The sequence below is a fragment of the Cyclobacterium sp. 1_MG-2023 genome (genome assembly GCF_030546805.1).
GTDB lineage: Bacteria > Bacteroidota > Bacteroidia > Cytophagales > Cyclobacteriaceae > Cyclobacterium.
Map to the genome: position 1 here is coordinate 98,860 of NZ_JAUOPC010000005.1, position 23,907 is coordinate 122,766.

Genomic DNA, 23,907 nt, shown 5'->3' on the forward strand with positions numbered 1-23,907 from the left:
ATGTTGAAGAAATATTTTTTCATCTGTCTTTTAATTCTCGGGTCAATTTCAGCTTTTGGCCAGGAGGAAGAGGGGGTTTTTTGGGAAATTACCGGACCTGATTCCCCAGCACCCTCTTACCTTTTTGGGACAATTCACCTTATTTGTCAGGAAGATTTTGTAATCAATGATAAGATTTCCGACAAGTTAAAAAAAGCTGACTTCCTTGTATTAGAAATTGACATGGATGACCCTCAACTTCAGGTAGCAATGCAGCAGAATCTTTACAATAAAGAAGGCCAAAAAATCACAGATTTCCTCTCTGTGGAAGCTTACCAAACCATACATACTTTTATAAAAGAAAGGACAGGAATGGACATGGATATGTTAAAAGAAATGCGTCCTATGGTATTGATGTCACTTTTATACAACAACCTCTTGGAATGCGAAACCATGTCCTTAGAGATGGAATTGATGTCATTGGCAAATTCCGGAGACTTAGAAGTGCTTGGCTTGGAAACTGTTGAAGACCAAATGTCACTTTTTGACCATATCCCACTAAGTAATCAGTACGAAAGCTTTTATGCTTATATCAAGGATATTGAAAAAGGACAGGATGAGTTCCGTGAGCTTATCAATGCTTATAAAGAAGAAAATATCATTGACCTGTTACAGATGGTCGCCGAAAGTCCTGAATACAAAGATTACCAAGACGTATTCCTCTATGAAAGAAACAAAAATTGGCTAAAACCCATGACAGGTATAATGAAGGAAGGTCAGGCATTTTTTGCTGTTGGCGCCGGTCATTTAGCAGGACCAAAAGGATTAATCCACCTATTAAAAAGCCAAGGTTTTACGGTAAAAAGAATAGATTTTTAATTCCCTTTCTTAGAAACGGACTTGGTGAAAAAGGCATAAATCCCTACTAAGCTTACGATCAACAGGACTGCAATGAGCACATATTGCCAAACTGAGGATTTGGAAGATAGGGCTTCTTGTATACTCCCGGCCAAAGCCCCAGACGAAAAAGCTAGCAAGGTTCTGGGTAGCATACCTAAAAGCCCAAACCACAACACCCGCTTTATCCCTGTTCTCAGCAAAGCAAATACCAAATTTGAGATGGCAAAAGGGATCACAGGGCTTATTCTAACAAAGAATATTAAACTGCCCATTTGCCCTTTTTTCTCCAATATAAGCTTCTTTGCTTTCGGGTAAGGTTCCAAGAGTAAATCAAGGCTGTCTTTTTCTAAAATTCTGCCTAGAAAATAGCCTACTGCACTTGCGAGCGTATAAGCCAAAACCAAATAGGGAAAAGCCTGCCAGCCAAATACATACCCGGAAATCACAGCAAAGAAAGTAGTAGGAACAAAGGCCAACCCCATTAAGACAGTACCTGAAATGCAATAAATTAAAGCAATTTCTGGCTCAATTATTGGGGCCAAATTTATTTCAGACCAATGCCTATAAATCCAGTTTCCAAGCATTAAAGCACCTATTGAGGGAAGGATGCTTACCCATAGAATGGCTACAAGAACCCAGGGGTTTTGGTTATAGATATTCCTGAAATGCTTGAAAATAGGCGGTTTTTTATTCATCTTTGAACAAAACTAGAAATAATTCTGACTAAAATTTAACCGGACCAAGGCTTAATTAAAAAATTGTCTTGTTTGGTCTATAAAATCTATATAAATCAACCTTATGAAATTTGCTACAAAAGCCATACATGCAGGGATAAAACCGGACATCGGTACAGGGGCAATTATGACCCCAATTTTCCAAACTTCTACATATGTTCAAAAATCACCGGGAGACCACAAAGGTTTTGAATATTCAAGGACACAAAATCCTACCAGACAAGCTTTGGAACAAAATTTGGCTGCATTGGAAAATGGTCAGCATGGTTTGTGCTTTTCTTCCGGTATGGCCGCTATAGATTGCATACTTAAGCTTCTAAAGCCGGGTGACGAGGTTATCAGTACCAACGATCTTTATGGAGGGACTTATAGAATTTTCACCAAAGTATTTTCCAAATATGGAATAAAGTTTCATTTTGTCAACATGGAAAAACCTGAGGAAATTCTTCCCCTTATCAATGAGAATACCAAAATGATATGGGCTGAAACACCTACCAACCCCATGATGAACATTATTGATATCAAGGCCTTAGCAACAGTTGCCAAAAGCAACAACCTTTTATTGGGGGTAGACAATACATTCGCAACGCCATTTTTACAAAGCCCACTGGACCTTGGTGCAGACATTGTGATGCACTCCGTTACAAAATACCTTGCCGGTCATTCAGACGTGGTCATGGGAGCAATTGTAGTAAAAGATCAGAACCTTGCAGATGATTTGGCCTTTATTCAAAATTCCTGTGGAGCTGTTCCAGGGCCACAAGATTGCTTTTTAGTCTTGAGAGGAATCAAAACCCTACACCTTAGGATGGAAAGGCATTGCCAAAATGGAAAAACCATCGCTGCCTATTTAAAAAATCACCCTAAAGTTGAAAAAGTTTTTTGGCCCGGATTTGAAGACCACCCAAATCATACCATCGCAAAAACCCAAATGAAAGATTTTGGAGGCATGCTATCTTTTACCTTGAAGGGCAACAATATTGAAGATGCCATAAAGATCTTGGAGAATTTTAAAATATTCGTATTGGCAGAATCTTTAGGTGGAGTTGAATCACTTTGTGGACACCCTGCCACTATGACTCATGCCAGTATTCCAAAATCTGAAAGGGAAAAAGTAGGTTTATCCGATTCTTTGATCAGGTTAAGCGTAGGAATAGAAGATGCTGAAGACTTAAAAAATGACCTAGCTCAAGCAATGGGAAAACTTTAGTGGAGCATTCTTGTAAATAGCTGCTGACACCTGATTTCAATAGCATTGGTCAATTCCTTGTGATTCTTTTGTAAGAGGGTAAGTACCGGTTGGTATTTTTTACTTACATCTTCCTTCTTACCCAAATGGCTGCCCAAATGCTGGAGAAGAAGTTGATTTTTATACCAAGTATCCATATTTTTGGAAAGGATATCAATTTCTTGGTGAACTACATGTGTAAAAACTGAATTCAAGCCAATAGATAATCTGATTTTTTCCAGAGCAGTAACCTTCTTCAAACCTTTGTAAATATCGCTAATCGTTTGCGCATCTAGTCTCGTCTTTGTCCCAAAATAAAAATAGTCAATCTCTTCATTGATTATCTGATTGATTGCAGTATTAATATTCAAGATTGACATCCCTTGAGAAAACTTATAAATATCTCGGTAAAGGTCTTCCCATTGATGTAAAGGAACAGAAAGTATCAGCTCGTAGACTTCTGTATAAACCCTATCTTTATCTGAGGAAATAAGTTTCTGGTAGTCTGAGTACTGTCCTTTATCTGCCATATGGCTCGTAAATCCCTCTTGAATAAAGCGAATGTGTTTAACTTTACGAAGGTTTTTTTGAAGGGATTTAAAAGGAGAAAATATTTTACCAATCTTTTTTTTCTTATTGAAATGAACCCTTTCCAATAACTGGATATATACACTAAAAAAATCCAAATGGGCCTCCAGCTCGATGGCTTTCTTTGACCTCATTTTCTTTGAAAGTTCCTCAAACAATACCTTCCCGGCATCGTAGTGCTTGTCAAAAACATGTAAAACCAAGGGTAAGGTAGATGCTTCCATCGCTATTCATTTATTTTTACAGTTGTGGCTCCATATCCAAAATTAGTCTTTTGACTGTCTTTAAAGTATTTAATCCCTTGAAGTTGACTTAAATACTTGTGTATGTTTTTTCTTAAAACCCCATTCCCAATACCATGAATAAAAACAATCTCGTCCATTCCCGAAGCAATGGCATCATTGAGATTTGATTCAAATGTTTTCATCTGCAATTGTAACATTTCACTGTTACTCATCAGGTCATGGTCTTTAGTCAATTTATCTATATGTAAATCAATAGAAGCAGGAGGCCTTTTTATCTTTGCCGCAGGATAAACATCTTGTGGACTAGGATTAAGCTCCTTATTCAATTGATTTATATTCAATGTCTTGACAGCATTATCTAACCTAAAAAAATAGGCTTCTTTATTTATTAATGGCGCTTTCCCTTTATTTTTAAAAAATGAGGAAGCTTTTAATTTTATATTCCTTAACTGTACAGGTTGTTGTTTATCAAATCGTTTGTTTAAAAAAACCATCATTACACTGAATGGAGGCCACTGCTCGAAATCAGGAAGCATTTTTTCTCCTAATTTGGTGAAGGACTTTCCTTTCACTACACCGGCGCCCATATTTTTAGTGTTGTTCTGCTGATGTTCGTCAAAGGAATAAAGACAATCCTTGGTGAGGTTATTGATAAGTACCAGGTCATAAACCTGATCATTATAAGGAACATAAGCTACAAACAACCCTTCTTCAGAAACTGCAGGATCACTTTTGGAAAGCGTAGATTGAAATCCTGATGTTTTTTTTGGTTTGGTATCGAAATAAGCCTCTTCAGCCTCATTGATAACCACCACCTCTGATTTGAGGGCAGGGATTCTAAATCCATCCTCAATTTCAATTTCAACCTGGCCACCGGAAGAAAGTTTGGTAATTATACCTTCCTCTTTTCCATGCAACAACCTTACTTTATCCCCTATATTCATGTCTCAAATTTACCAAATAGATTGGGGAAATTCACATTTAATCACTTTTGATTCTAGGAATCCCCTTTAATTTCTATTTCAAGATTCGACAATCGTCTATCACAGCAACCTGATCTCCACCTGTATTCCTCTCCACATTTACTTGATCAAAATCTCCGATGTCTTTAGGTAAATCTCGGTCCTCAACCTCCACATTCCATTATATAACAAGCAAATCAGAAAAAAAAATCATTACCGGTTATAACACAAAGGCAATAAAACAAAAATAAACCCATTTCAAAATAAAATGGGTTTATTTTTACACTTATAATACAATATTTACAATTTTTCCCGGAACTACGATAACTTTTTTAGGCTGCTGTCCTTTTGTCCATTTTTGAATTTGCTCATCTTTTAAAGCAGCTTCTTCAATTTCCTGTTTTGAAAGACTCAAGGAAAGCTCAATTTTAGCTCTCATTTTACCGTTAATAGAAACCGGATATTGATGGCTATCCTCAGTAAGGTATTTCTCCTCAGCTAGGGGAAATTGAGCATGGATAATGGATTCCTCATGACCTAATAGCTCCCACAGTTCTTCTGAAATATGTGGTGCATAGGGAGACAATACTATCAATAGCGGCTCCAACACCTCTTTATTGTTACACTTCAAAGAGGACAGTTCGTTGACGCAAATCATAAAGGAAGAAACGGAAGTATTGAAAGCATGCCTTTCAATGTCCTCCTCCACTTTCTTCATGGTTTTGTGTAAGGATTTTAACGCTTCCTTAGAGGCCGGTTTGTCTGAAACATTCCATTTACCATTTTGATCATGAAACAACCTCCAAAGTTTTTTCAAGAATTTAAAGACACCATCAATCCCATTGGTGTTCCAAGGCTTGAATTGCTCCAAAGGCCCCAAGAACATTTCATACAATCTTAAAGTATCTGCCCCATAACTTTCAATGACATCATCAGGGTTGACTACATTGTATTTGGATTTAGACATTTTCTCCACCTCAGCCCCACAATTGTATTTACCATCTTCCAAAATAAATTCAGCATCTTTCAAATCAGGTCTCCAATTGCGAAATGCCTCTATATCCAACTGATCATTGTAAACAATATTAACATCTACATGCATGGGACTTACCTCATGATCACCAATTAAACCATGGCTCACAAAGGTATTGGTACCTTTTTTACGATAAACAAAGTTTGACCTACCTTGAATCATCCCTTGGTTGATCATTTTTTGGAAAGGCTCTTCTATAGAAACAAAACCTCTATCATATAAAAACTTTGTCCAAAATCTTGAATATAACAAATGTCCTGTAGCATGTTCAGCTCCTCCAATGTATAAGTCGACCGAGCCCCAATAATCTGCAGCAGCTTTGCTTACAAACTCCTCCTTATTTTGGGCATCCATATAACGGAAAAAATACCAACTAGACCCTGCCCATCCCGGCATGGTACTCATTTCTAATGGAAAAGTTCCTTCTGAAGTCTTGTACGTCCAGTCTTTGGCTCTACCAAGTGGCGGGGCTCCATCTTCTGTTGGTAAATATTTATCAACTTCAGGAAGAGGTAATGGCAAATCACTTTCCTTTACCAAATAGGGTAAATCATTTTTGAAATAAACAGGAAGTGGCTCACCCCAATAGCGTTGGCGTGTAAAAATAGCATCCCTCATTTTATATTGGATCTTCCCTTTACCTATTTCATTTTCTTCAAGAAACGCAATGGCTTTGTCCATTGCATCTTGCATTTTTAATCCACTTATGAAGCCGGAATTCATGATGGTACCGCCTTTTCCGGGAAAGGAACCTTCTGACATATCCCCTTCTATCACTTGTCTTTTTTCTAATCCAAAATGGTTGGCGAAATTATAATCACGCTCATCATGAGAGGGCACCGCCATAACTGCACCTGTTCCATAACCCGCCAATACATAATCTGCAATCCAAATCGGAATACTTTCCCCATTAAAAGGATTTTTTGCGTAACTACCGGTAAAAGCACCAGAGATAGTCTTGACATCAGCCATTCTATCCCTTTCAGACCTGTTTTTTGCCTGGGCCACATAACTAAGTGCGTTTTCTTTCTGATCTTCAGTAATTAACTTCCCTACCAATTCATGCTCTGGAGCCAATGCCAGATAGGTCACTCCATATATGGTATCAATCCTTGTGGTAAAGACCTTAATTTTTTCATTTAGACCTTCTACATCAAACACCATTTCTGCGCCCAAGGACCGGCCTATCCAATTCCTTTGCATTTCCTTAACAGGGTCAGGCCAATCCAAATTTTCCAAACCATTTAGCAATCTTTCAGCATAGGCGGTAATCCGCATACTCCATTGCATCATGCGTTTTCTTTCGACGGGATGCCCTCCCCTTTCAGAAAAACCATCCTTGACCTCATCGTTGGAAAGGACCGTCCCCAATGCGGCACACCAGTTGACAGTGGTCTCCGCCAAATAGGTAAGCCTATACCTTAGCAATACCTTTTGCTTTTCCTCTGTTGAATACTTCGCCCAATCCTCAGCACCAAATATTTGAGTATCTTCATCAGAAGCCGCTTTTACCCCTTTGTTACCTTCTTTTTCAAATACGGAAACAAGGTGAGATATTGGCATGGCCTTATCCGCTTCCAAGTCATAATAACTATCAAAAAGCTGCATAAAGATCCACTGCGTCCATCGATAATATTCAGGATCAGAAGTCCTAACTTCCTTACTCCAATCAAAGGCAAAGCCAATGTTTTTAAGTTGTTCGGTATATCTTTTTATGTTTTCTTCCGTCGTTATGGCCGGATGTTGCCCCGTTTGAATCGCATACTGCTCTGCCGGAAGCCCAAAAGAATCATAGCCCATAGGATGCAATACATTGAATCCTTTTAACCTTTTGTAACGTGTTACAATATCAGAGGCAATGTACCCTAATGGATGACCTACGTGAAGTCCTGCCCCTGAAGGATATGGAAACATGTCCAAAGAATAAAACTTGGGTTTATTAGTTTCCGGACTAGCATTGAAAATCCCCGTTTGCTCCCAACGGTCCTGCCATTTTTTTTCAATGGCGCGAAAATTATAATCAGACATTTTCAGTAATTGTAAAATTATTGGTCAATTCAATTCCAAAAGTATAAAAAATATCCCTATTCATTTCGAATATGGATAACTATATGTAAATCACTTTTAATTAAAAAATAATATGGCGAGTAATTCTACCAATTTCTAAATGCTCTGCCTCTTCTTTGGAAAACCCAATTTCTCCAAAATCCGTATGAAAAGTTAATTTCAGCACCGGCACTCAAGGTAAAGTATCCATCATACCGAGCACCGGGCTCGTTTAGTCTTGGGTCACCACTCCCTCTTCTTGCACTGCCCTTCGTACTTCTGATCAACTCTATATTAGGTTCCCCATTTGGGAGTAAGAACCTCTCTTGCCTCACTGAAAGCCGAAGTCTATCAGGGTCTTCTCCGGAAATATAATCTTCTATCAATTGGTCATAAAAGCCTGAAATATCATATGCACTGACATCATCTAAGTAATCAGAAAATGTAAACCTATAATTGCCTTCAATAAATACATCCAAATATAAATTTACTTTATATTTTATTCCTAGCCCCATAGGCATGATCACAACAACGTTATTATATAGCTCATTTTCAGTCCTTAATGGACGCAAAGCCACCCAGTTATCGCTGTAATTAGTATAAGGGTCAATTGTCGAAGCCCCCAAACCTAAAAAGACATATGGATTTAAGAAGGCTCTGTTGATATTGAATTTTTTTACTGGTTTCAAATAGTACTCTATCAATAAGGCAGCCTCAAAATTTTTACTTCGGAAATTTAAATTCCTGGGGATTCTACCACTATTCGGGTCAGCTTGATCATCCTGTCCAGAAATTTTGTAATACCCAATATCTCCTCTGGCTTTCAGATTGGTCCCAAAGGTGTACCTCCCACTAAAACCTGCGTAATAATCCGGATGGATCCCTTCCTTGTATTGCCATAGTGCATACAGGTCCCCAAAGTACTGTGAAGGTCCGCCTTGAACAGAAAAAGACCATAATTCCTCACGTCTATACTTGTTAAACCCTTGACCGAATGTTTGTAATAAAATACACGTTAAAAAAAATGTTATAAAAAATAGTTTCTTGCTCATCTTACGCTAAACCTAATCCCTCGCCATTAACCTATTGGCTATAAACCCCCTAAAGATAATATAGAAAGCAAGAATAAAAAAATTACTTTGTCGCAATTTTATCCAGACCTGAGCGGATGTGTAAATCTCGCTGAGGGAAAGGAATTTCAACATTTTCTTCCGCAAACTTTTTAAAAATGGCATAGTACAACTGACTCTTCAAGACATTGGGTTTGTTGGTGTACTCAGTTGTCCAAACCCTCAGATTAAAATCAATACTACTATCATTGTATTTATCAAAGAGCACATCAGGCTCGGGCTTCATGAGTACACCAGGATACTCTTTCACCACTTCCAATAATATTCGCTTTATCTTATCAGGGTCTTCCTTATAGGATACGCCAACAGGAATATTAAAACGGATATTGCTGTCATTGTGTGACCAATTGATAACTGAATTGTCAATAAATTGGCTATTTGGAACAATGATAGAAATATTGTCATTGGTGAGAATTGTGGTGGATCTGGCAGAAATTTTCTCCACATCCCCATAAACTTCATCCACCTCTATTCTGTCACCAACCTTAATTGGTCTTTCCAAAAGAATGATCAAACCACTAATGAAATTATTGGTGATATTTTGAAGACCAAAACCAATCCCCACACCTATGGCCCCAGCCAAAATACCTAATGCACTCAGGTCTACATTGCTGTTTTGTAAAATAGTAATTAATCCAATAATAATCAGCAGATACTTAAAAAAGGCAGCTATGGATTGACGGATCCCTAATTCAATTTTATATCTGGCTAAAATTTTATTGGCAAGAAACCTTCTTGCCAACTCGGAGACAATAAATACCAATACAATGGATATGGTAAGCCCTAAAAACAAACCAATGGTCAACTCAGTTTTACCTACCATCAGTAACTTGATATCGAGAAATTCGTTTAATTTATCAAATAAGGTGGCAAAATCTCCATTCCTTATATTTTGTAATAATTCTTTCATTTAGTTTGTCCTTAATCCACGAATTAAACCCTAGTAAGCTATTGAAAATAAAAAAGAAATGCTTTCAACACCCCCTTAACTAACACACTTATAAGCAAATAGTTAAACAATTTATAAGATAATACATTTAACCATTAAATTTTCTATTCTATTCCATTAAAAGCCCACATTTTAGGTACATTTGTTGCTAATTTCATGCCATGAGTAAACAAAACGAAGAACTCGAACATAGACTTAAACTCAGAAACATCAAACATTCTGATTTTAATGACATAAGGGAAATAATGCTTTCCACTTACAAGACAGAGGCCATGTCTTGGACCAAGGAAGAATTTAAAAACCAACTTAATGCTTTCCCTGAAGGCCAAATCTGCTTGGAAGACAATGGAAAGGTCGTAGCTGTGGCGCTTAGTATCATTGTTGACTATGCTAAATATGGCGACAATCACTCCTACGAGCAGATCATTGGCTATGGCAAGTTTGACACCCATGATGAGATGGGGGACACGCTCTATGGCACCGATGTTTTTGTAGACAAAGAATACAGGGGCTTGCGTCTGGGGCGAAGGCTTTATGATGCGCGAAAAGAGCTATGCGAAAATCTAAACCTTAGGTCAATAATTGCAGGTGGAAGAATTCCCGGGTACAGTAAGTTTGCTGACCAAATGTCTCCACGCAAATACATAGAGTTGGTGAAAAACAAAGAAATATTTGACCCGGTACTTTCCTTTCAGCTTGCCAATGAATTTCACGTAAGAAAAGTGATCACTAAATACCTACCCGAAGACACAGATTCTAGGGCATATGCCACACTTCTTGAGTGGATCAATATCTACTATGAAAAAGAAGAAAAGCTAATAGGGAATAAAAAAACCATTGTCAGACTTGGGCTGGTGCAATGGAAAATGAGGCGATTCAATGATGTAGACGACTTGATGCAGCAAGTAGAGTTTTTTGTTGACACAGTATCTGATTACCAATCAGACTTTTGCTTATTTCCGGAGTTCTTTAATGCTCCACTCTTGGCAGGTTTTAACAAGATGGACGCCTCGGAAGCCATCCGGAATTTGGCAGATTACACAGAAGAGATCATTAACCGCATGCGAGATCTTGCCTTGTCTTACAATGTTAACATCATAGCAGGAAGTATGCCTGAATATGATGGCAAGAAACTTCGCAATGTGAGTTATTTGTGCAGAAGGGATGGCACCATGGACAAGCAATACAAGCTCCATATCACTCCGGACGAACAATCCTATTGGGGACTACAGGGAGGAAATGGCATAAGCGTTTTTGACACCGATGCCGGAAAGGTGGGAATACTCATCTGTTATGATGTAGAATTCCCGGAGTTAGGACGTATTTTGGCTGAAAAAGAAATGGACATACTTTTTGTTCCCTTTTGGACAGATACAAAAAATGCCTACTTAAGGGTAAGCACCTGTGCCAAGGCCAGGGCCATCGAAAATGAATGCTATGTTGCCATCACAGGTTCCGTTGGAAATCTCCCTCGGGTAGAAAATATGGACATTCAACATTCCCAAGCAGCCATATATTCACCCTCTGATTTTTCTTTCCCACACGATGCAATCATTGGTGAAGCCTCCCTGAATACAGAAACTACTATTGTGGCAGACGTAGACCTGGCTTTATTAACCAAATTACGAAAAACAGGAAGTGTTCGAAATCTTGAACAACGCAGGCTAGACCTTTACTCAATACAATGGAAAAAAAATAGGCAATGAATCACTTCAATATAATAAATAAAGAGGTCCTTTCTAAAGCTAAAAATATTAAGCTTATTGTAACAGACCTAGATGGTGTGTTAACAGATGGAGGAATAGTCTTGGATGACAATGGAATGGAATACAAGAGGTTTCAGGTAAAGGATGGGCAAATTATCCGTTTCCTCCGTGAGTCCGGCATTAAAACAGGTGTCATTACCGGTAGAGATGTACCCGTATCAAAATTCCGTTGTGAACAAATGGGCGTAGATTTTCACCTGCATGGTGTAAATGACAAATGGCCTACATTAAAATCCGTTATTACAAATATGGATATAAAGGCCAGTCAAGTTGCGTATATAGGAGATGATATAATCGACTTGGAATTATTAACTAATGCCGGATTTTCTGCTGCTCCGGCAGATGCCATCTTCTATATCAAGGATAAGGTGGATTATGTTACTTTAAAGAAGGGGGGAGAAGGAGCCTTTAGAGAATTGGCAGATTTAATACTGTATGCCAATGAAAACCTTCCTTCTAACCCAAATACAACCGATAATTAATTGACCAAATAACAAGCTTAAAGATGAATATTAGCCAGCATACGATGACCATCAACAAAAATTTAAATCTAGGTGGAAATCAACCTGTATTATTTTCCGGCCCCTGCGCCGTCGAAAGTCCGGAAATATGTCTGGAAATAGGCACCAAAATAAAAGCCCTATCTGAAAAACATGGCTTTGGTTATGTTTTTAAGGCTTCCTTTGACAAAGCCAACCGAACTTCGACAGATTCATTTCGAGGCATTGGATTTGAAAAATCTTTACAAGTATTGGAAATGGTAGGTAAAACCCTTGATGTTCCTTTGGTTACCGACATTCATGAAAGTTATCAAGTGGAAGCGGTAGCTGAAGTAGTAGATGTATTGCAAATCCCTGCATTTCTTTGTAGGCAAACAGATCTACTAATTGCTGCCGGGAAAACCGGAAAAGCCATTAAAATTAAACGCGGCCAATTTATGGCTCCTGAAGACATGCAATATGCAGTGGATAAAATACGTGCTACAGGTAACGACAATGTGGCCCTCACTGAAAGAGGATTTTCTTTAGGATACCATAACCTTGTAGTAGACATGCGTGCCCTACCCATCATGCGTCAGTTTGCTCCTGTAGTTTTTGATGTCACCCACAGTGTTCAGCAGCCCGGAGCAAATAAAGGCAGCAGTGGCGGACAAAGACAGATGTCACCCTATCTTGCAAGAGCAGCAGCTGCTGCAGGTGTGGACGGCTTTTTTATAGAAACACATCCCAATCCTGAAGTTGCCCTAAGTGACGGCCCAAATATGGTCCCTTTAGACCAAATGGATGAATTTCTCGCCATGCTTAAAAATGCATGGATAATAGGAAATCAGTATAAAAACTATTCCTTGCTATGATGAAGGCTAAGTGGTTGTACTTTTTACTTTGGTTTGGGCAATTGTTTTGCTTTGGCACTAGTATCTTTGCTCAAAACCAACCGGTAAGTGACCAAATTAGAACACTTATTGAGGGAGACAGCACCTACTTTAACATTGCATTTGATCAATACCCTTTACACGCGAGAACGGAGCTAATAACATTTTATACGGAAAGGGCCTTTCAACCGGGATGGTCAAAAGATGAGCAGTTGACTTGCAATGCCATGGAACTCCGCTACCTTATTCAAAATGCCTCTTATGATGGCTTGCTCCCTGAAGATTACCACCTTGATGGGTTAAATACATTTTTTGAAAAATATTTTTCAGGAATACCCTTGACTCCATTAGACTTGGCCAAGGTAGATTTTCTGCTTAGTGATGCCTTTATCCTATATGCCAACCATATTTTTGGAGGGAAAGTCCATCCTGAACACCTGCATAGCACTTGGGAAATCCTGCAAAAAGGGAAAGAGCCCAAAGTATTGGAAAATCTTTATTTGGCAGTGTCGGAGAATAACGTGAAAAAACAACTTTTCAGCCTGCAGCCAAAATTTGCAATTTACCTTCGCATGAGGCAATCTATGAAAAAATACTTGGAGCTAGAACAAATTGACTCAGGAAATAATTGGGAGAAGATTTCGGTAAACGAATCAATTGAGCTGCTTCAAGAAAGTGAAGAAATAAACACCATACGAAAAAGGCTGCAGTTCTGGAAAGACCTAAAGCCTTATTCCATGCAACCCGGAACCGAAAATACCTATGACTCCGTTTTGTATCAAGGCGTAAAAAACTTCCAAGAAAGAAATGGGCTACATCCCGACGGCGTGCTAGGAAAGGCTACCATTGAAGCATTAAACAAGTCCCCTCAGGATCTAATCAAACAGGTAAGTGTAAATATGGAAAGGCTAAGGTGGCTTCCCGACACAACGCTACAGGAATTTATTTTGGTCAATATTGCCAACTACGCTTTAGATTATATCAACAAGAAGGACACCGTGCTTCATTCCAATGCCATTGTAGGAAAAACCTACAGAAAGACCCCTGTTTTCAATGGGGCAATGAGCTATTTGGTATTTAGCCCCACCTGGACCGTCCCTCCTACTATCTTAAAAAATGATGTAATTCCTGCTGTTAAAAAGAACCAGAATTACCTTCAGTCAAAAAACATGCGCATTCTTGACTTTTCAGGAAATGAAATCTCCCCTTCTTCAATCAATTGGAGCAAAGTAAATGGGGATAATTTTAAATACATGGTGAGACAAGATCCTGGCCCATCCAATGCTCTAGGAAGGGTGAAATTCATGTTTCCCAATAAACACAATGTTTATATTCATGACACCCCTTCAAGGTCACAATTTTCCAAAGAAGACAGGGCTTTAAGTTCAGGTTGTATTCGTATAGAACATCCCGTAGACCTGGCCAAATTATTACTTTCAGACCAAGAAAAATGGACAGATGAATTAATAAAAGAAGCACTTGCAGACAGTAAGGAGCGGTCAGTTAGCCTTACGAGAAAAATACCCGTTATTATACTCTATTTAACCTTGTGGACAGATAGCAGAAAAAAAGAGCAAGTCAGAAAAGACATCTATGATAGAGACAATGAACTCTATAAATTGATGCAAAAACCTATATAAACCACAGCTCGATTTAAATTGTCTTTAAAATGGCTACGTTGTTGTCTCAGCGAACCCTTTATGTGGCTTGCTGAGCTAGGAAAAGGTGAAGCAGTCTCGTCTGGGATCTCCAATGCTTCTTCTACTCAAATCCCTCCTTAAGCCAACCGATGACAGATTTTAAAAACCAGAGATAAGGCGCCAATGGAATTAGGGAAAAGCCGGTTTCACTATTGCGCTTACTGAAAGCTAATGCCCTAAAAAGCCAATGCATTAATACCCTGTCCTTCATCGGCTTACCCGAGGCTACAAAGATTGCATCCACCGGAATGCTGCATTGAATACTGTCATTTCGGAAATGTCAGGTCTCGGAATGACGATTTTTTTATAGTGAATATTAGCTTAAATCCTTCCCTTTTATATAAACAGATTGACTCCTATATTGAGGTTCACTTGCGTGGACAAACAAGCAGCTTTTTTCTTTGATCAAATCAATAATGGCTTCAAAATTATCTGAGGGCAAAGCCGGACATCCTAAACTTCTACCTAGCCTTCCATGACGTTTAACAAATGATTTTTCAGCATAAGCTGCTGCGTGCATTACAATGGCTCGTGCCCTGGCATTGTCATTAATCCCCTCTTCCATTCCATCTAGACGCAAAGATTTCCCATGCTTACCAAAATAGGTCTCTCCTGTCAGGTAAAACCCCAGACTACTCATATAGCTTTCCGGCACATTGGAGAACTTGCTCGCATGCAATTCGCCTGAATTCCTACCATGAGCCACAAGAGAAGCATATTCCAAGTCTTGATTGTCAACATCAATTACCCATAGCCTTTGATCAGATGAGGGCAAATCAAAATCAACTATTGTCAATGGCCTACCTTCTTCAATCAAGCCATCGTCTATCATTTTCAAATAACCTTTATAGGCCATGGACAAAACTTCCTTTTTTAGCAATGGGTGTTTCTGCCGGATATTGTCCCATAGACCATCTACGCTATAACTCCTTGCCTTAACTTCATCTTTTTCTAATGGATCTAAATTGACAAAACCGGAAGGTTTCATCTCGAACGAAAAGACAGGAAATACTACTAAAATTGTAAAAGCAATTATTTTCATCATAAGCAAACGCAAACATGTAAAGGCTAGTCCAAAGGGATAAACCACAATAAACCACAGCAATATAAGTCAATTTGACACCCAATTAATTCCCGAATAGTAAAAAAATCATGAAACATTTCGGATAGACTTGGTACAGAAGTTGAATAAAGCCATTCAAAAACAAATGAAATCAATTAATTTTGAGGGTTTTTAAACACTAATTTTATCAAGAGAATTAAAAAATCTTATAAAAATCCGCACAATCAAAGGCCTCTATGGGGAGATTTAAATTGCGAATCTATATTAATGTCCGGTCACTCTTTGACCTTTATTTGATTAATTTTGAACCGATTTGGTCTAATAATTTGTTCTTTCGGTTGAAAAAGGTGAAATGGCCTAAAAACATATTATAAGCCATTTAAAAAAAGCTTGAAACATTGCGATTTCTCCATCTTCAAGGGTTTAGAAACTTAAAAAAAACAATATTACAGGTATCCTGTTAATTAATTTATGAAAATAGCCATCTATAGAAAGGAACACTTTAATGCTGCCCATAGGCTTCACAACCCAAAGTGGTCAGCAGAAAAAAATGATGCAGTTTTCGGAAAATGTAACAATCCAAGTTACCATGGCCACAATTATGACTTGGAAGTAAAGCTTACAGGTCCAATCGATCCTGAAACAGGCTATGTCTATGACATGAAGCTATTGAAGGATGTAATTAAAGAAAATGTTACGAAAAAGTTTGATCACAAAAATTTAAATTTAGATGTCGATGAATTCAAGAACCTTAATCCAACTGCAGAAAACATTGCTGTGGTTATTTGGAATATTTTGAGAGAGAAAATTGAATTAAAATACGACTTAACAATTCGATTATATGAAACAGAAAGAAACTTTGTTGAATTCAGCGGGGATTGATCTCAATCAAGCCATTGACGACATAGGAGATGATCATATTTCTTCTTCCCATGAAACTCCATTGCGGGAAGATGCTTTTGAAATGGACGATGATCTGAAAATGGAATTGATTGAAAAACATTTTAAAGAAATCATGAATATTCTTGGCTTGGACCTGAAGGACGATAGTTTGAAAGGTACCCCAAAAAGAGTAGCGAAAATGTTTGTGAAAGAAGTTTTTTCAGGGCTGGATCCAAAAAACAAACCAGAGGTTAAATTATTTGCGAACAAATACAAGTACAATGAAATGCTGGTTGAGAAAGACATCACCTTTTTCTCCCACTGTGAACACCATTTTGTACCTATTTACGGAAAAGCACATGTTGCCTATATCTCCAATGGCAATGTAATCGGATTGTCTAAAATCAATAGAATTGTTCAATATTTTGCTAAAAGGCCTCAGGTTCAAGAGAGACTTACCGTGCAAATTGGTAATGAGCTAAAAAATGCCTTAGGGACAGATGATGTAGCTGTAATAATGGACGCAGACCATATGTGCGTTTCTAGTAGAGGCGTAAGCGATACTAGCAGCAGTACTGTCACCTCTTTTTATAGTGGTCAATTTGAACATAACAATCAAAAAAGAAATGAATTTCTCAAGTACATTTCTCTTTCAAGGTAAACGTTCGTTTACTTTTTAAAGCACTGCATTTAAAGCTGTTATTTCTAAGAAATAGCAGCTTTTTTTATACCCTTCCCCTTATATCCAAAAAAATATTAAACAATTTGGCTGCGAATTAATTCTACTTAGTAAACATTGCTTGTGTATATGAAGGGAAAGAATATCGTAATCATTGGTGGAAATAGTGGAATTGGTAAAAATGTAGCTGAAAACCTCAATCGAATTGGTGCCGAGGTATATACCTATTCAAGGTCATTATCAGGAGACCAACACTTGGATGTCGTAGAGGATATTGAAGCAATCCCCAATTTGCCTGAAACAATTCACGGAGTTGTCTATTGCCCCGGAACAATCAACTTAAAGCCTTTTAAAAGACTAACCATTGATGACTTCAGGCAGGACTTGGAGGTCAATTACCTCGGAGCTGTAAGAACGCTCCAGCTTTTGGAGAATTCATTAAAAAGATCGAAAGCGGCCTCTGTTGTTCTATATAGTAGCATTGCAGTACAAACCGGCTTGGGTTTTCATAGCTCTATTGCCGGAGCCAAAGGTGCCATAGAAGGACTCACTCGGTCTCTCGCAGCCGAATGGGCAAGTTATGGTATCCGTGTCAATGCCATTGCACCATCACTTACAGACACCCCTCTGGCTAAAGCTTTGCTTTCTACGGACGACAAAAGAAATGCTGCTGAAAAAAGACATCCTCTTGGACGGGTAGGAAAAGCAACTGACATTGCAGCCTCCACTGAATTTTTACTTTCCGACCAATCATCATGGATTACCGGACAGGTAATTAAGGTTGATGGGGGCATTTCGGCAATAAAATAATTGCCCCAAACAACGGGGAAAATAGAGCAGATAGGCAAGGATTGCCTGGGTATTTTAAACAGCTAAGTAATGAGGACTCCACCGGAATCATATCTAATTTTTAAAGCAGAACTAAAAAAAGCCAAGCTTGAAAAAGAGCAATTGAAGCGAGAATACGAAAACAAATTCATGAAGATCAACCAAGAATTATCCCGATTGAAAGAGCAAATTTCCGTACAGCAAGATCTTATGAAAACAACCATAAATTATGCAGTAAAGCTTGAAGATGACTTGGAGAATTTCAAACAGTTTGTGGAAGAGGAGAAAAACAAAAGAAAAAGCTCTTTTCATTAATCAATTATTTACTTTACCTATCGAACAGGTTTTGGATAAGAAAAAGAATGATTATGACTGATACCTTGAATAAGCAAACGTTGCAAAATTTTGAAATTGCTTTTGAAGAAGAATATGCAAAGGTGGAAACCAATAATTCAAAAGGGATAATCATTTGCACCTTATTGGTAGATTATGTACCTATTACTAACTTTAAAGCCATTTTTCACAAAATCACCAATATTGTAAAAAAAGGCAACTACAACAAATTCATCTTCGATAAAAGAGCTTTAAGGGCTTTTCACCAACCAAGTATGGAATGGTATTTTTTAGATTGGAAGAAGGAAGTTTTTTCTTATGGAATCAAAACGCATAGGAAAATTTTACCAAAGGAAGCATGGTTTGTAAAACTGGTCATGATAGCCAAAAAACAAATCGCACTGGAAAATCCCGGCAATATTATTCGGGACCTTGATATAAAATATTGTGACAGCATAGAAGAAGCCATAGCCGAATAATGAAACGATTTACCAAAGACAATTTAATCAACAAAGGCAAAGCATTTAATAGAAATTTCGTGAATTGCCTGAGTGGGTACAAAAGCCTAAACCTTATTGGGAGTATAAATACTGAAAACGCTAAAACCAATTTGGCCCCTTTTAGTCAAGTTTTTCATATTGGAGCCAACCCTCCTACCGTTGGTATTTTATTTCGCCCCCATTCCGTGGAAAGGCATACCTTGGAAAACATTCTTCAAAATGGATGTTTCACACTAAACCATGTAACTGAAAACTTTTATAAAGAGGCACATCGATGCAGTGCTAGATGGGAACAATCAGAATTTGAAGCTACAGGACTGGAGGAAGAATACCTGAATGACTTCAAAGCTCCTTTTGTAAAATTAAGTCCTTTGAAAATTGCTTGTGTCCTAAAAGATAAAATCACCTTGGCTGTAAATGAAACAGTCTTAATCATTGCTAGCATAGAAGAGGTATGGGTGGCAGCCAATGCTGTTGAAGAAGATGGGTTTATTGCATTAGATAAGGTTGGGAGCATTACTGTCTCGGGCTTAGACAGCTACCACAGCACAAGCAAATTGGAAAGGTTACCCTATGCTAAACCCTCTCCAAAAACTGAATAGACCAAAGCTTCTTTATTCTTAATGGAATATTGACCAATTCCTAAACATTAATAAGCCGAAGCGGAACAAAAACTCATCTTAATTAGAAACACATTCCACCCACATTGATCAATGTAGGTGGAATGCGTTTCTTACAAGATAGGGCTATCGGACAGAATAAGATTGTGCAAAGGAGCGGCCTCCCGGTGTTAGACCTTCCACCCTTAACTGCCCACTAAATTCTTCTAAAAACTCCCCTACTTTTTCCGGGTCTTTTGCCGGCTGGTCATTGATATCAGTAATGATAAATCCATTTCCAAATCCAAGATCATTAAGATAGCCCCTGGTCATGGAAGATATTTTTACTCCATAGGGTATACCATACCGATCCATTTCGATCGCATTGATGGTTTCAAGTTTCGCCCCCAATAAGGCTGAAGCATAAAAAGACCTTTTAATTACTCCTGTTCCACCCAAGAGGTTCTGGAGGGTCAATTGAACAGTATTTAGTTTTCCTCTTCTTTGATAAGTAATATTGATTTTGTCACCCGGATAGTAATAAGACAAGGCCTCCTCAAAACTTCCTTTTCCGGAAATTTCAGTTCCATCAATTTTCACAATCACATCATTGACTTCCATTCCTGATTTTTCTGCCGCTCCATTTCTTATGACATGTGAAACAATGACACCATCTAAAGACTGTAGATTCATTTCCTCAGCCAAGTCAAGAGAAATCTCTTTAATTTCAATTCCCGGAATAGCTTTTTGAACTTCGCCATATCGAATGAGATCATTGGCAATTTTTGTAGCGATATCAACAGGAACAGCAAAACCGTACCCGGTATAGGATCCTGTTCTACTCAAAATAGCTGTATTGATTCCCACCAACTCCCCATTTACATTCACTAAGGCTCCTCCTGAGTTTCCTGGATTAATTGGAGCATCTGTTTGGATAAATGATTCCAAAGGAAACTCACCACCCATGATGTTAATCTGCCTTTCCTTTGCAGAAACGATTCCTGCGGTCACTGTGGAAGTAAGGTTAAAAGGGTTGCCCACTGCTAAAACCCACTCCCCTATCTTCAATTCCTTACTACTCCCAATTTCTATGGCCGGCAGATCATCCGCTTCAATTTTCAAAACTGCAATATCCGTATTTGCATCTGACCCTATTAAACTGGCTTTATACGTTCTTTTCTTATGAATCACTTCAATGGTCTCTGCTTCTTCTATGACATGGTTGTTGGTAATGATATAACCATCTTCAGAAAAAATCACACCAGAACCGGTACTAACTGTCTGTTGGGCCATTCCTTGTCCGAAGAAATAATCAAATATACTATACCTTCGAGAATCAGTCCCGGAAAAGTTTTTAATAAATACCACAGAGTTGGTACTGTTTTCAGAAGCTTTCACAAAAGAATCCGGCACCGGACTCATCAGATTTTGGTTTGCTTCTTCAGATGGAGACAGATGACGCACTTGGGACATCGGAATTTCTTCGGACTTGCTGAATTGCGCAGGGTTATTTAAAGACAATTCTTCGCTCAAATACTGTTGAAACACCCAAGATCCAATAATCCCACCCACAAATGCAACGAGAACTAAACCAATATTTTTTAACATAACTAAAGACTTTGAATATTTAATTAAATACGGCCATTTGTTAAATCAAGCCAATTTATTTAACATTTTTTAAACTTTCTTATGACAAAAAATCACAATATAAATTCATTTCCAATTTTGTGCCAAAAAAACATATGGTTTAAAAAGTTTGAAAAAAACGGGAATACTGGTTTTACCTTGTAAATTTGTCAGTAGAAAATAACGTATAATGCCAAGTTGGGCATTGTGCTTTTTTTGAAAGTAAAAAAATTCCATGTCTACAATGAAACGTGTGGCCATCTTAGGCTCAACAGGTAGTATAGGTACACAAGCTTTAGATGTGATTCAGCAGCATTCTGACAAATTTGAAGTTGAGGTCCTTACGGCTTTTAATAATAAAGACTTACTAATCAAACAGGCGTTAGCCTTTCAACCAAATGTTGTAGTCATTGGCAATGAGAGCCATTACCTTGAAGTTAAAGAAGCTTTGAGTAAACAACCGATCAAGGTTTATGCAGGAGATAATGCCCTGGCCTCAGTAGTAGAAATGGATACTATTGATATTGTGCTTACTGCTTTGGTGGGCTATGCAGGGCTTATTCCCACCATCAAAGCGATAGAAGCAGGCAAACCCATTGCCTTAGCAAATAAGGAGACTTTGGTAGTGGCGGGCGACCTTATTACCAAGTTAGCCAAAAAGAAAGCTGTAAATATATACCCGGTAGATTCAGAACATTCTGCAATCTTTCAATGTTTGGTTGGTGAATTTCACAACCCCATCGAAAAGATTATACTTACGGCTTCTGGAGGTCCCTTCCGAGGCAGAGACAGGGAATATTTAAAAAATGTAACCAAAGAACAGGCGCTCAAACATCCCAATTGGGACATGGGTGCCAAAATCACGATAGACTCAGCTTCATTGATGAACAAGGGACTTGAAGTGATCGAGGCAAAATGGCTTTTCGGATTGGATGCTAGCCAGGTTGAAGTAGTTGTTCACCCTCAGTCAATTGTACATTCATTGGTTCAATTTGAAGACGGTTCGATCAAAGCACAACTTGGATTGCCCGACATGCGTATTCCTATTCAGTTTGCCTTGTCATATCCTGATAGAGTAAAATCAAATTTTGAAAGGTTTGATTTCATGGACTACCCGAACCTTCAGTTTGAGAAACCGGATCGAAAAACGTTTAAAAACTTGGACTTGGCTTTCACTGCACTGGAAAAAGCAGGAAATGCTGCTTGTTCACTTAATGCTGCCAATGAAATCGCTGTGGCTGCATTTTTGCAGGATAAAGTCAAATTTCTTGAAATGTCAGACTTGATTGAACAGAGTATGGAAAAAATTAGTTTTATTAAAGACCCAAGTTTGGAAGACTTAATTGCTACAGACAAGGAAACAAGAATAATTTCAGAAGAATTAATTAGTAGAAAATAAAGAATGGATACATTAATAATGGTAGCGCAATTGCTACTCGGATTGTCGATATTGGTCGGCTTACACGAATTGGGACACCTACTGGCAGCTAAAATGTTTGGCATGCGTGTCGAAAAGTTCTCTATTGGATTCCCTCCAAAAATAATTGGTTTTCAATGGAAAGAAACAGAATATTCCATAGGAGCAATCCCTCTAGGTGGATTTGTTAAAATATCTGGAATGGTAGATGAATCCCTTGATTCAGAGCAACTATCTGATGAACCTCAACCTTGGGAGTTTAGATCCAAACCTGCATGGCAGAGATTAATTGTGATGCTTGGTGGTATCATTGTAAACGTAGTCACTGGAATTATCATATTCGTATTTTTGGTATACAGTAAAGGTGAGACCTATTTCTCAAGAGACCAAGTAATTGAACATGGGATTGTCGCCTATGATATTGGTCAACAAATAGGCTTACAGGATGGAGATAAAATACTAGACATCAATGGAGTTCCTTATGAATCATTGAATGATCTAAGCAGTGGCAATGCCTTGTTAAGCTCAGACGGCTATTATACAGTAGAAAGAGATGGTGAAAGAATGAAGATAACAATCCCAAGAGGGTTTATCAATTCTTTTTCTGATGAAGAAAGCATGTCTAACTTCATTAGCATTCGATTCCCTTTTAAAATCCTTGAAGTAAATCCTGAAGGGACTGCTGTTGAAGCAGGTATTCAGAAAGGGGATGAAATTGTAGCAGTAAATGATCAACCTATCCAATACTTCAATGAGCTTCAAGCCGCATTGGCAACGCACAAAGGTGAAAATGTGGAACTTACGATAGTTAGGGATCAACAAGAAATAATTACCAGTACAGAAGTATTAGAAGATGGCACCATTGGTATAGCAGCAGAGAATTTAATTGAGCCTGTTCGAAAAAAATACACCTTTGCGGAATCTATTCCTTTGGGGACCGAAAGGGCTTTCAGCGTGGTGATCATTAATGCCAAAGCCATGGGCAAAATGTTTACAGGTGAAGTTTCTACTAAAAACGTTAGTGGACCTATAGGAATGGCTAAAATTTATGGATCTACTTGGGATTGGATAAAATTTTGGTCTATTACCGGACTAATTTCCATGATCTTGGCATTTATGAATTTATTACCTATTCCCGCCTTAGATGGAGGACATGTAATGTTTTTGTTGTATGAAATGGTTTCAGGTAGAAGTCCTTCAGATAGATTTCTTGAAAATGCCCAGAAAATTGGAATGGTATTGCTGTTAGCAATCATGGTATTTGCCATAGGGAATGACATCCTTAAGCTTTTTTCCGGCAGTTAACTACTGAAAAAAACGAAAAAGGGGAAATAATATCCCCTTATTT

22 protein-coding genes are annotated in these 23,907 nt (G+C 38.2%); 14 read left to right on the forward strand and 8 right to left on the reverse strand.

The window, feature by feature from the left end:
* Entirely contained in the window at positions 1 to 858 is an 858-nt protein-coding gene (locus Q4534_RS09135) for a TraB/GumN family protein (protein WP_303612865.1), read from the forward strand.
* Here the strand turns inward: Q4534_RS09135 and Q4534_RS09140 are convergent.
* On the reverse strand, positions 855 to 1,574 hold the full coding sequence (locus Q4534_RS09140) for a TVP38/TMEM64 family protein (RefSeq protein ID WP_303612866.1): 720 nt from the start codon (positions 1,572 to 1,574) through the stop codon (positions 855 to 857). The two genes, Q4534_RS09135 and Q4534_RS09140, sit on opposite strands and share 4 nt — an antisense overlap.
* A 103-nt stretch (positions 1,575 to 1,677) precedes the next feature.
* On the opposite strand from Q4534_RS09140, the gene Q4534_RS09145 reads away from it, so the two are divergent.
* Positions 1,678 to 2,823, forward strand: a complete 1,146-nt coding sequence (locus Q4534_RS09145; RefSeq protein ID WP_303612867.1) for a cystathionine gamma-synthase — start codon at positions 1,678 to 1,680, stop codon at positions 2,821 to 2,823.
* On the opposite strand, the gene Q4534_RS09150 is transcribed toward Q4534_RS09145, so the two are convergent.
* From Q4534_RS09150 to Q4534_RS09170, 5 genes are all read right to left on the reverse strand, one after another.
* Positions 2,820 to 3,653, reverse strand: a complete 834-nt coding sequence (locus Q4534_RS09150; RefSeq protein WP_303612868.1) for a hypothetical protein — start codon at positions 3,651 to 3,653, stop codon at positions 2,820 to 2,822. The two genes, Q4534_RS09145 and Q4534_RS09150, sit on opposite strands and share 4 nt — an antisense overlap.
* A 2-nt stretch (positions 3,654 to 3,655) precedes the next feature.
* Entirely contained in the window at positions 3,656 to 4,618 is a 963-nt protein-coding gene (locus Q4534_RS09155; RefSeq protein WP_303612869.1) for a Smr/MutS family protein, read from the reverse strand.
* A gap of 304 nt (positions 4,619 to 4,922) precedes the next feature.
* The gene (gene leuS, locus Q4534_RS09160) at positions 4,923 to 7,697 is read right to left on the reverse strand and encodes a leucine--tRNA ligase (RefSeq protein ID WP_303612870.1); all 2,775 of its coding nucleotides are present in this window, start codon (positions 7,695 to 7,697) and stop codon (positions 4,923 to 4,925) included.
* 125 nt (positions 7,698 to 7,822) lie between these two features.
* The gene (locus Q4534_RS09165) at positions 7,823 to 8,767 is read right to left on the reverse strand and encodes a DUF6089 family protein (RefSeq protein ID WP_303612871.1); all 945 of its coding nucleotides are present in this window, start codon (positions 8,765 to 8,767) and stop codon (positions 7,823 to 7,825) included.
* An 82-nt stretch (positions 8,768 to 8,849) separates the two neighbouring features.
* Positions 8,850 to 9,755, reverse strand: coding sequence for a mechanosensitive ion channel family protein (locus tag Q4534_RS09170; RefSeq protein WP_303612872.1), 906 nt, complete (start codon positions 9,753 to 9,755; stop codon positions 8,850 to 8,852).
* A gap of 200 nt (positions 9,756 to 9,955) precedes the next feature.
* Here Q4534_RS09170 and Q4534_RS09175 point away from each other — a divergent pair, with 200 nt between their 5' ends.
* From Q4534_RS09175 to Q4534_RS09190, 4 genes are read left to right on the forward strand one after another with little or no spacing between them, the layout of a single operon-like run.
* Complete coding sequence (locus Q4534_RS09175; protein ID WP_303612873.1) at positions 9,956 to 11,500, forward strand: GNAT family N-acetyltransferase; 1,545 nt, start codon at positions 9,956 to 9,958, stop codon at positions 11,498 to 11,500.
* On the forward strand, positions 11,497 to 12,042 hold the full coding sequence (locus Q4534_RS09180; protein WP_303612874.1) for an HAD family hydrolase: 546 nt from the start codon (positions 11,497 to 11,499) through the stop codon (positions 12,040 to 12,042). The genes Q4534_RS09175 and Q4534_RS09180 overlap by 4 nt, the downstream gene beginning before the upstream one ends.
* A gap of 23 nt (positions 12,043 to 12,065) precedes the next feature.
* A complete protein-coding gene (kdsA, locus tag Q4534_RS09185; protein ID WP_303612875.1) occupies positions 12,066 to 12,914 on the forward strand; it encodes a 3-deoxy-8-phosphooctulonate synthase in 849 nt (282 codons plus the stop codon).
* On the forward strand, positions 12,911 to 14,572 hold the full coding sequence (locus Q4534_RS09190; protein WP_303612876.1) for a murein L,D-transpeptidase: 1,662 nt from the start codon (positions 12,911 to 12,913) through the stop codon (positions 14,570 to 14,572). Before kdsA ends, Q4534_RS09190 begins: the two co-directional genes overlap by 4 nt.
* A gap of 376 nt (positions 14,573 to 14,948) precedes the next feature.
* Here the strand turns inward: Q4534_RS09190 and Q4534_RS09195 are convergent, their stop codons facing one another.
* Entirely contained in the window at positions 14,949 to 15,677 is a 729-nt protein-coding gene (locus tag Q4534_RS09195; RefSeq protein WP_303612877.1) for a murein L,D-transpeptidase catalytic domain family protein, read from the reverse strand.
* A 489-nt stretch (positions 15,678 to 16,166) separates the two neighbouring features.
* Between Q4534_RS09195 and Q4534_RS09200 the strand changes: the two genes are divergently transcribed.
* The 6 genes from Q4534_RS09200 (at position 16,167) to Q4534_RS09225 (ending at position 19,519) form a co-directional block, all read left to right on the forward strand.
* Positions 16,167 to 16,577, forward strand: a complete 411-nt coding sequence (locus Q4534_RS09200) for a 6-carboxytetrahydropterin synthase (protein ID WP_303612878.1) — start codon at positions 16,167 to 16,169, stop codon at positions 16,575 to 16,577.
* Entirely contained in the window at positions 16,537 to 17,238 is a 702-nt protein-coding gene (gene folE, locus Q4534_RS09205) for a GTP cyclohydrolase I FolE (protein WP_303612879.1), read from the forward strand. Before Q4534_RS09200 ends, folE begins: the two co-directional genes overlap by 41 nt.
* A 147-nt stretch (positions 17,239 to 17,385) precedes the next feature.
* Entirely contained in the window at positions 17,386 to 18,066 is a 681-nt protein-coding gene (locus Q4534_RS09210; protein ID WP_303612880.1) for an SDR family NAD(P)-dependent oxidoreductase, read from the forward strand.
* 69 nt (positions 18,067 to 18,135) lie between these two features.
* A complete protein-coding gene (locus Q4534_RS09215) occupies positions 18,136 to 18,399 on the forward strand; it encodes a hypothetical protein (RefSeq protein WP_303612881.1) in 264 nt (87 codons plus the stop codon).
* 53 nt (positions 18,400 to 18,452) lie between these two features.
* Positions 18,453 to 18,896, forward strand: a complete 444-nt coding sequence (locus tag Q4534_RS09220; protein WP_368509151.1) for a hypothetical protein — start codon at positions 18,453 to 18,455, stop codon at positions 18,894 to 18,896.
* Positions 18,896 to 19,519, forward strand: a complete 624-nt coding sequence (locus Q4534_RS09225; RefSeq protein WP_303612883.1) for a flavin reductase family protein — start codon at positions 18,896 to 18,898, stop codon at positions 19,517 to 19,519. The genes Q4534_RS09220 and Q4534_RS09225 overlap by 1 nt, the downstream gene beginning before the upstream one ends.
* A 144-nt stretch (positions 19,520 to 19,663) precedes the next feature.
* On the opposite strand, the gene Q4534_RS09230 is transcribed toward Q4534_RS09225, so the two are convergent.
* The gene (locus tag Q4534_RS09230) at positions 19,664 to 21,124 is read right to left on the reverse strand and encodes a S1C family serine protease (protein WP_303612884.1); all 1,461 of its coding nucleotides are present in this window, start codon (positions 21,122 to 21,124) and stop codon (positions 19,664 to 19,666) included.
* 253 nt (positions 21,125 to 21,377) lie between these two features.
* Between Q4534_RS09230 and Q4534_RS09235 the strand changes: the two genes are divergently transcribed.
* Together Q4534_RS09235 and rseP are read left to right on the forward strand one after the other, a co-directional pair.
* Complete coding sequence (locus Q4534_RS09235) at positions 21,378 to 22,541, forward strand: 1-deoxy-D-xylulose-5-phosphate reductoisomerase (RefSeq protein ID WP_303612885.1); 1,164 nt, start codon at positions 21,378 to 21,380, stop codon at positions 22,539 to 22,541.
* Positions 22,542 to 22,544: 3 nt separating this feature from the next.
* Positions 22,545 to 23,864, forward strand: a complete 1,320-nt coding sequence (gene rseP, locus Q4534_RS09240) for an RIP metalloprotease RseP (protein WP_303612886.1) — start codon at positions 22,545 to 22,547, stop codon at positions 23,862 to 23,864.
* Positions 23,865 to 23,907 lie beyond the last annotated feature (43 nt).

What these genes read in the sequence shown, in the direction of transcription:
- Q4534_RS09135 (WP_303612865.1), top strand. Translation starts at nt 1, where the DNA reads ATGTTGAAGAAATATTTTTTCATCTGTCTTTTAATTCTCGGGTCAATT.
- Q4534_RS09170 (WP_303612872.1), bottom strand. Translation starts at nt 9,755, where the DNA reads ATGAAAGAATTATTACAAAATATAAGGAATGGAGATTTTGCCACCTTA.
- Q4534_RS09190 (WP_303612876.1), top strand. Translation starts at nt 12,911, where the DNA reads ATGATGAAGGCTAAGTGGTTGTACTTTTTACTTTGGTTTGGGCAATTG.
- Q4534_RS09180 (WP_303612874.1), top strand. Translation starts at nt 11,497, where the DNA reads ATGAATCACTTCAATATAATAAATAAAGAGGTCCTTTCTAAAGCTAAA.
- Q4534_RS09215 (WP_303612881.1), top strand. Translation starts at nt 18,136, where the DNA reads ATGAGGACTCCACCGGAATCATATCTAATTTTTAAAGCAGAACTAAAA.
- Q4534_RS09230 (WP_303612884.1), bottom strand. Translation starts at nt 21,124, where the DNA reads ATGTTAAAAAATATTGGTTTAGTTCTCGTTGCATTTGTGGGTGGGATT.
- Q4534_RS09210 (WP_303612880.1), top strand. Translation starts at nt 17,386, where the DNA reads ATGAAGGGAAAGAATATCGTAATCATTGGTGGAAATAGTGGAATTGGT.
- Q4534_RS09225 (WP_303612883.1), top strand. Translation starts at nt 18,896, where the DNA reads ATGAAACGATTTACCAAAGACAATTTAATCAACAAAGGCAAAGCATTT.
- Q4534_RS09200 (WP_303612878.1), top strand. Translation starts at nt 16,167, where the DNA reads ATGAAAATAGCCATCTATAGAAAGGAACACTTTAATGCTGCCCATAGG.
- Q4534_RS09140 (WP_303612866.1), bottom strand. Translation starts at nt 1,574, where the DNA reads ATGAATAAAAAACCGCCTATTTTCAAGCATTTCAGGAATATCTATAAC.
- rseP (WP_303612886.1), top strand. Translation starts at nt 22,545, where the DNA reads ATGGATACATTAATAATGGTAGCGCAATTGCTACTCGGATTGTCGATA.
- folE (WP_303612879.1), top strand. Translation starts at nt 16,537, where the DNA reads ATGAAACAGAAAGAAACTTTGTTGAATTCAGCGGGGATTGATCTCAAT.
- Q4534_RS09155 (WP_303612869.1), bottom strand. Translation starts at nt 4,618, where the DNA reads ATGAATATAGGGGATAAAGTAAGGTTGTTGCATGGAAAAGAGGAAGGT.
- Q4534_RS09220 (WP_368509151.1), top strand. Translation starts at nt 18,453, where the DNA reads ATGACTGATACCTTGAATAAGCAAACGTTGCAAAATTTTGAAATTGCT.
- Q4534_RS09145 (WP_303612867.1), top strand. Translation starts at nt 1,678, where the DNA reads ATGAAATTTGCTACAAAAGCCATACATGCAGGGATAAAACCGGACATC.
- kdsA (WP_303612875.1), top strand. Translation starts at nt 12,066, where the DNA reads ATGAATATTAGCCAGCATACGATGACCATCAACAAAAATTTAAATCTA.
- Q4534_RS09235 (WP_303612885.1), top strand. Translation starts at nt 21,378, where the DNA reads ATGTCTACAATGAAACGTGTGGCCATCTTAGGCTCAACAGGTAGTATA.
- Q4534_RS09150 (WP_303612868.1), bottom strand. Translation starts at nt 3,653, where the DNA reads ATGGAAGCATCTACCTTACCCTTGGTTTTACATGTTTTTGACAAGCAC.
- Q4534_RS09165 (WP_303612871.1), bottom strand. Translation starts at nt 8,767, where the DNA reads ATGAGCAAGAAACTATTTTTTATAACATTTTTTTTAACGTGTATTTTA.
- leuS (WP_303612870.1), bottom strand. Translation starts at nt 7,697, where the DNA reads ATGTCTGATTATAATTTTCGCGCCATTGAAAAAAAATGGCAGGACCGT.
- Q4534_RS09175 (WP_303612873.1), top strand. Translation starts at nt 9,956, where the DNA reads ATGAGTAAACAAAACGAAGAACTCGAACATAGACTTAAACTCAGAAAC.
- Q4534_RS09195 (WP_303612877.1), bottom strand. Translation starts at nt 15,677, where the DNA reads ATGATGAAAATAATTGCTTTTACAATTTTAGTAGTATTTCCTGTCTTT.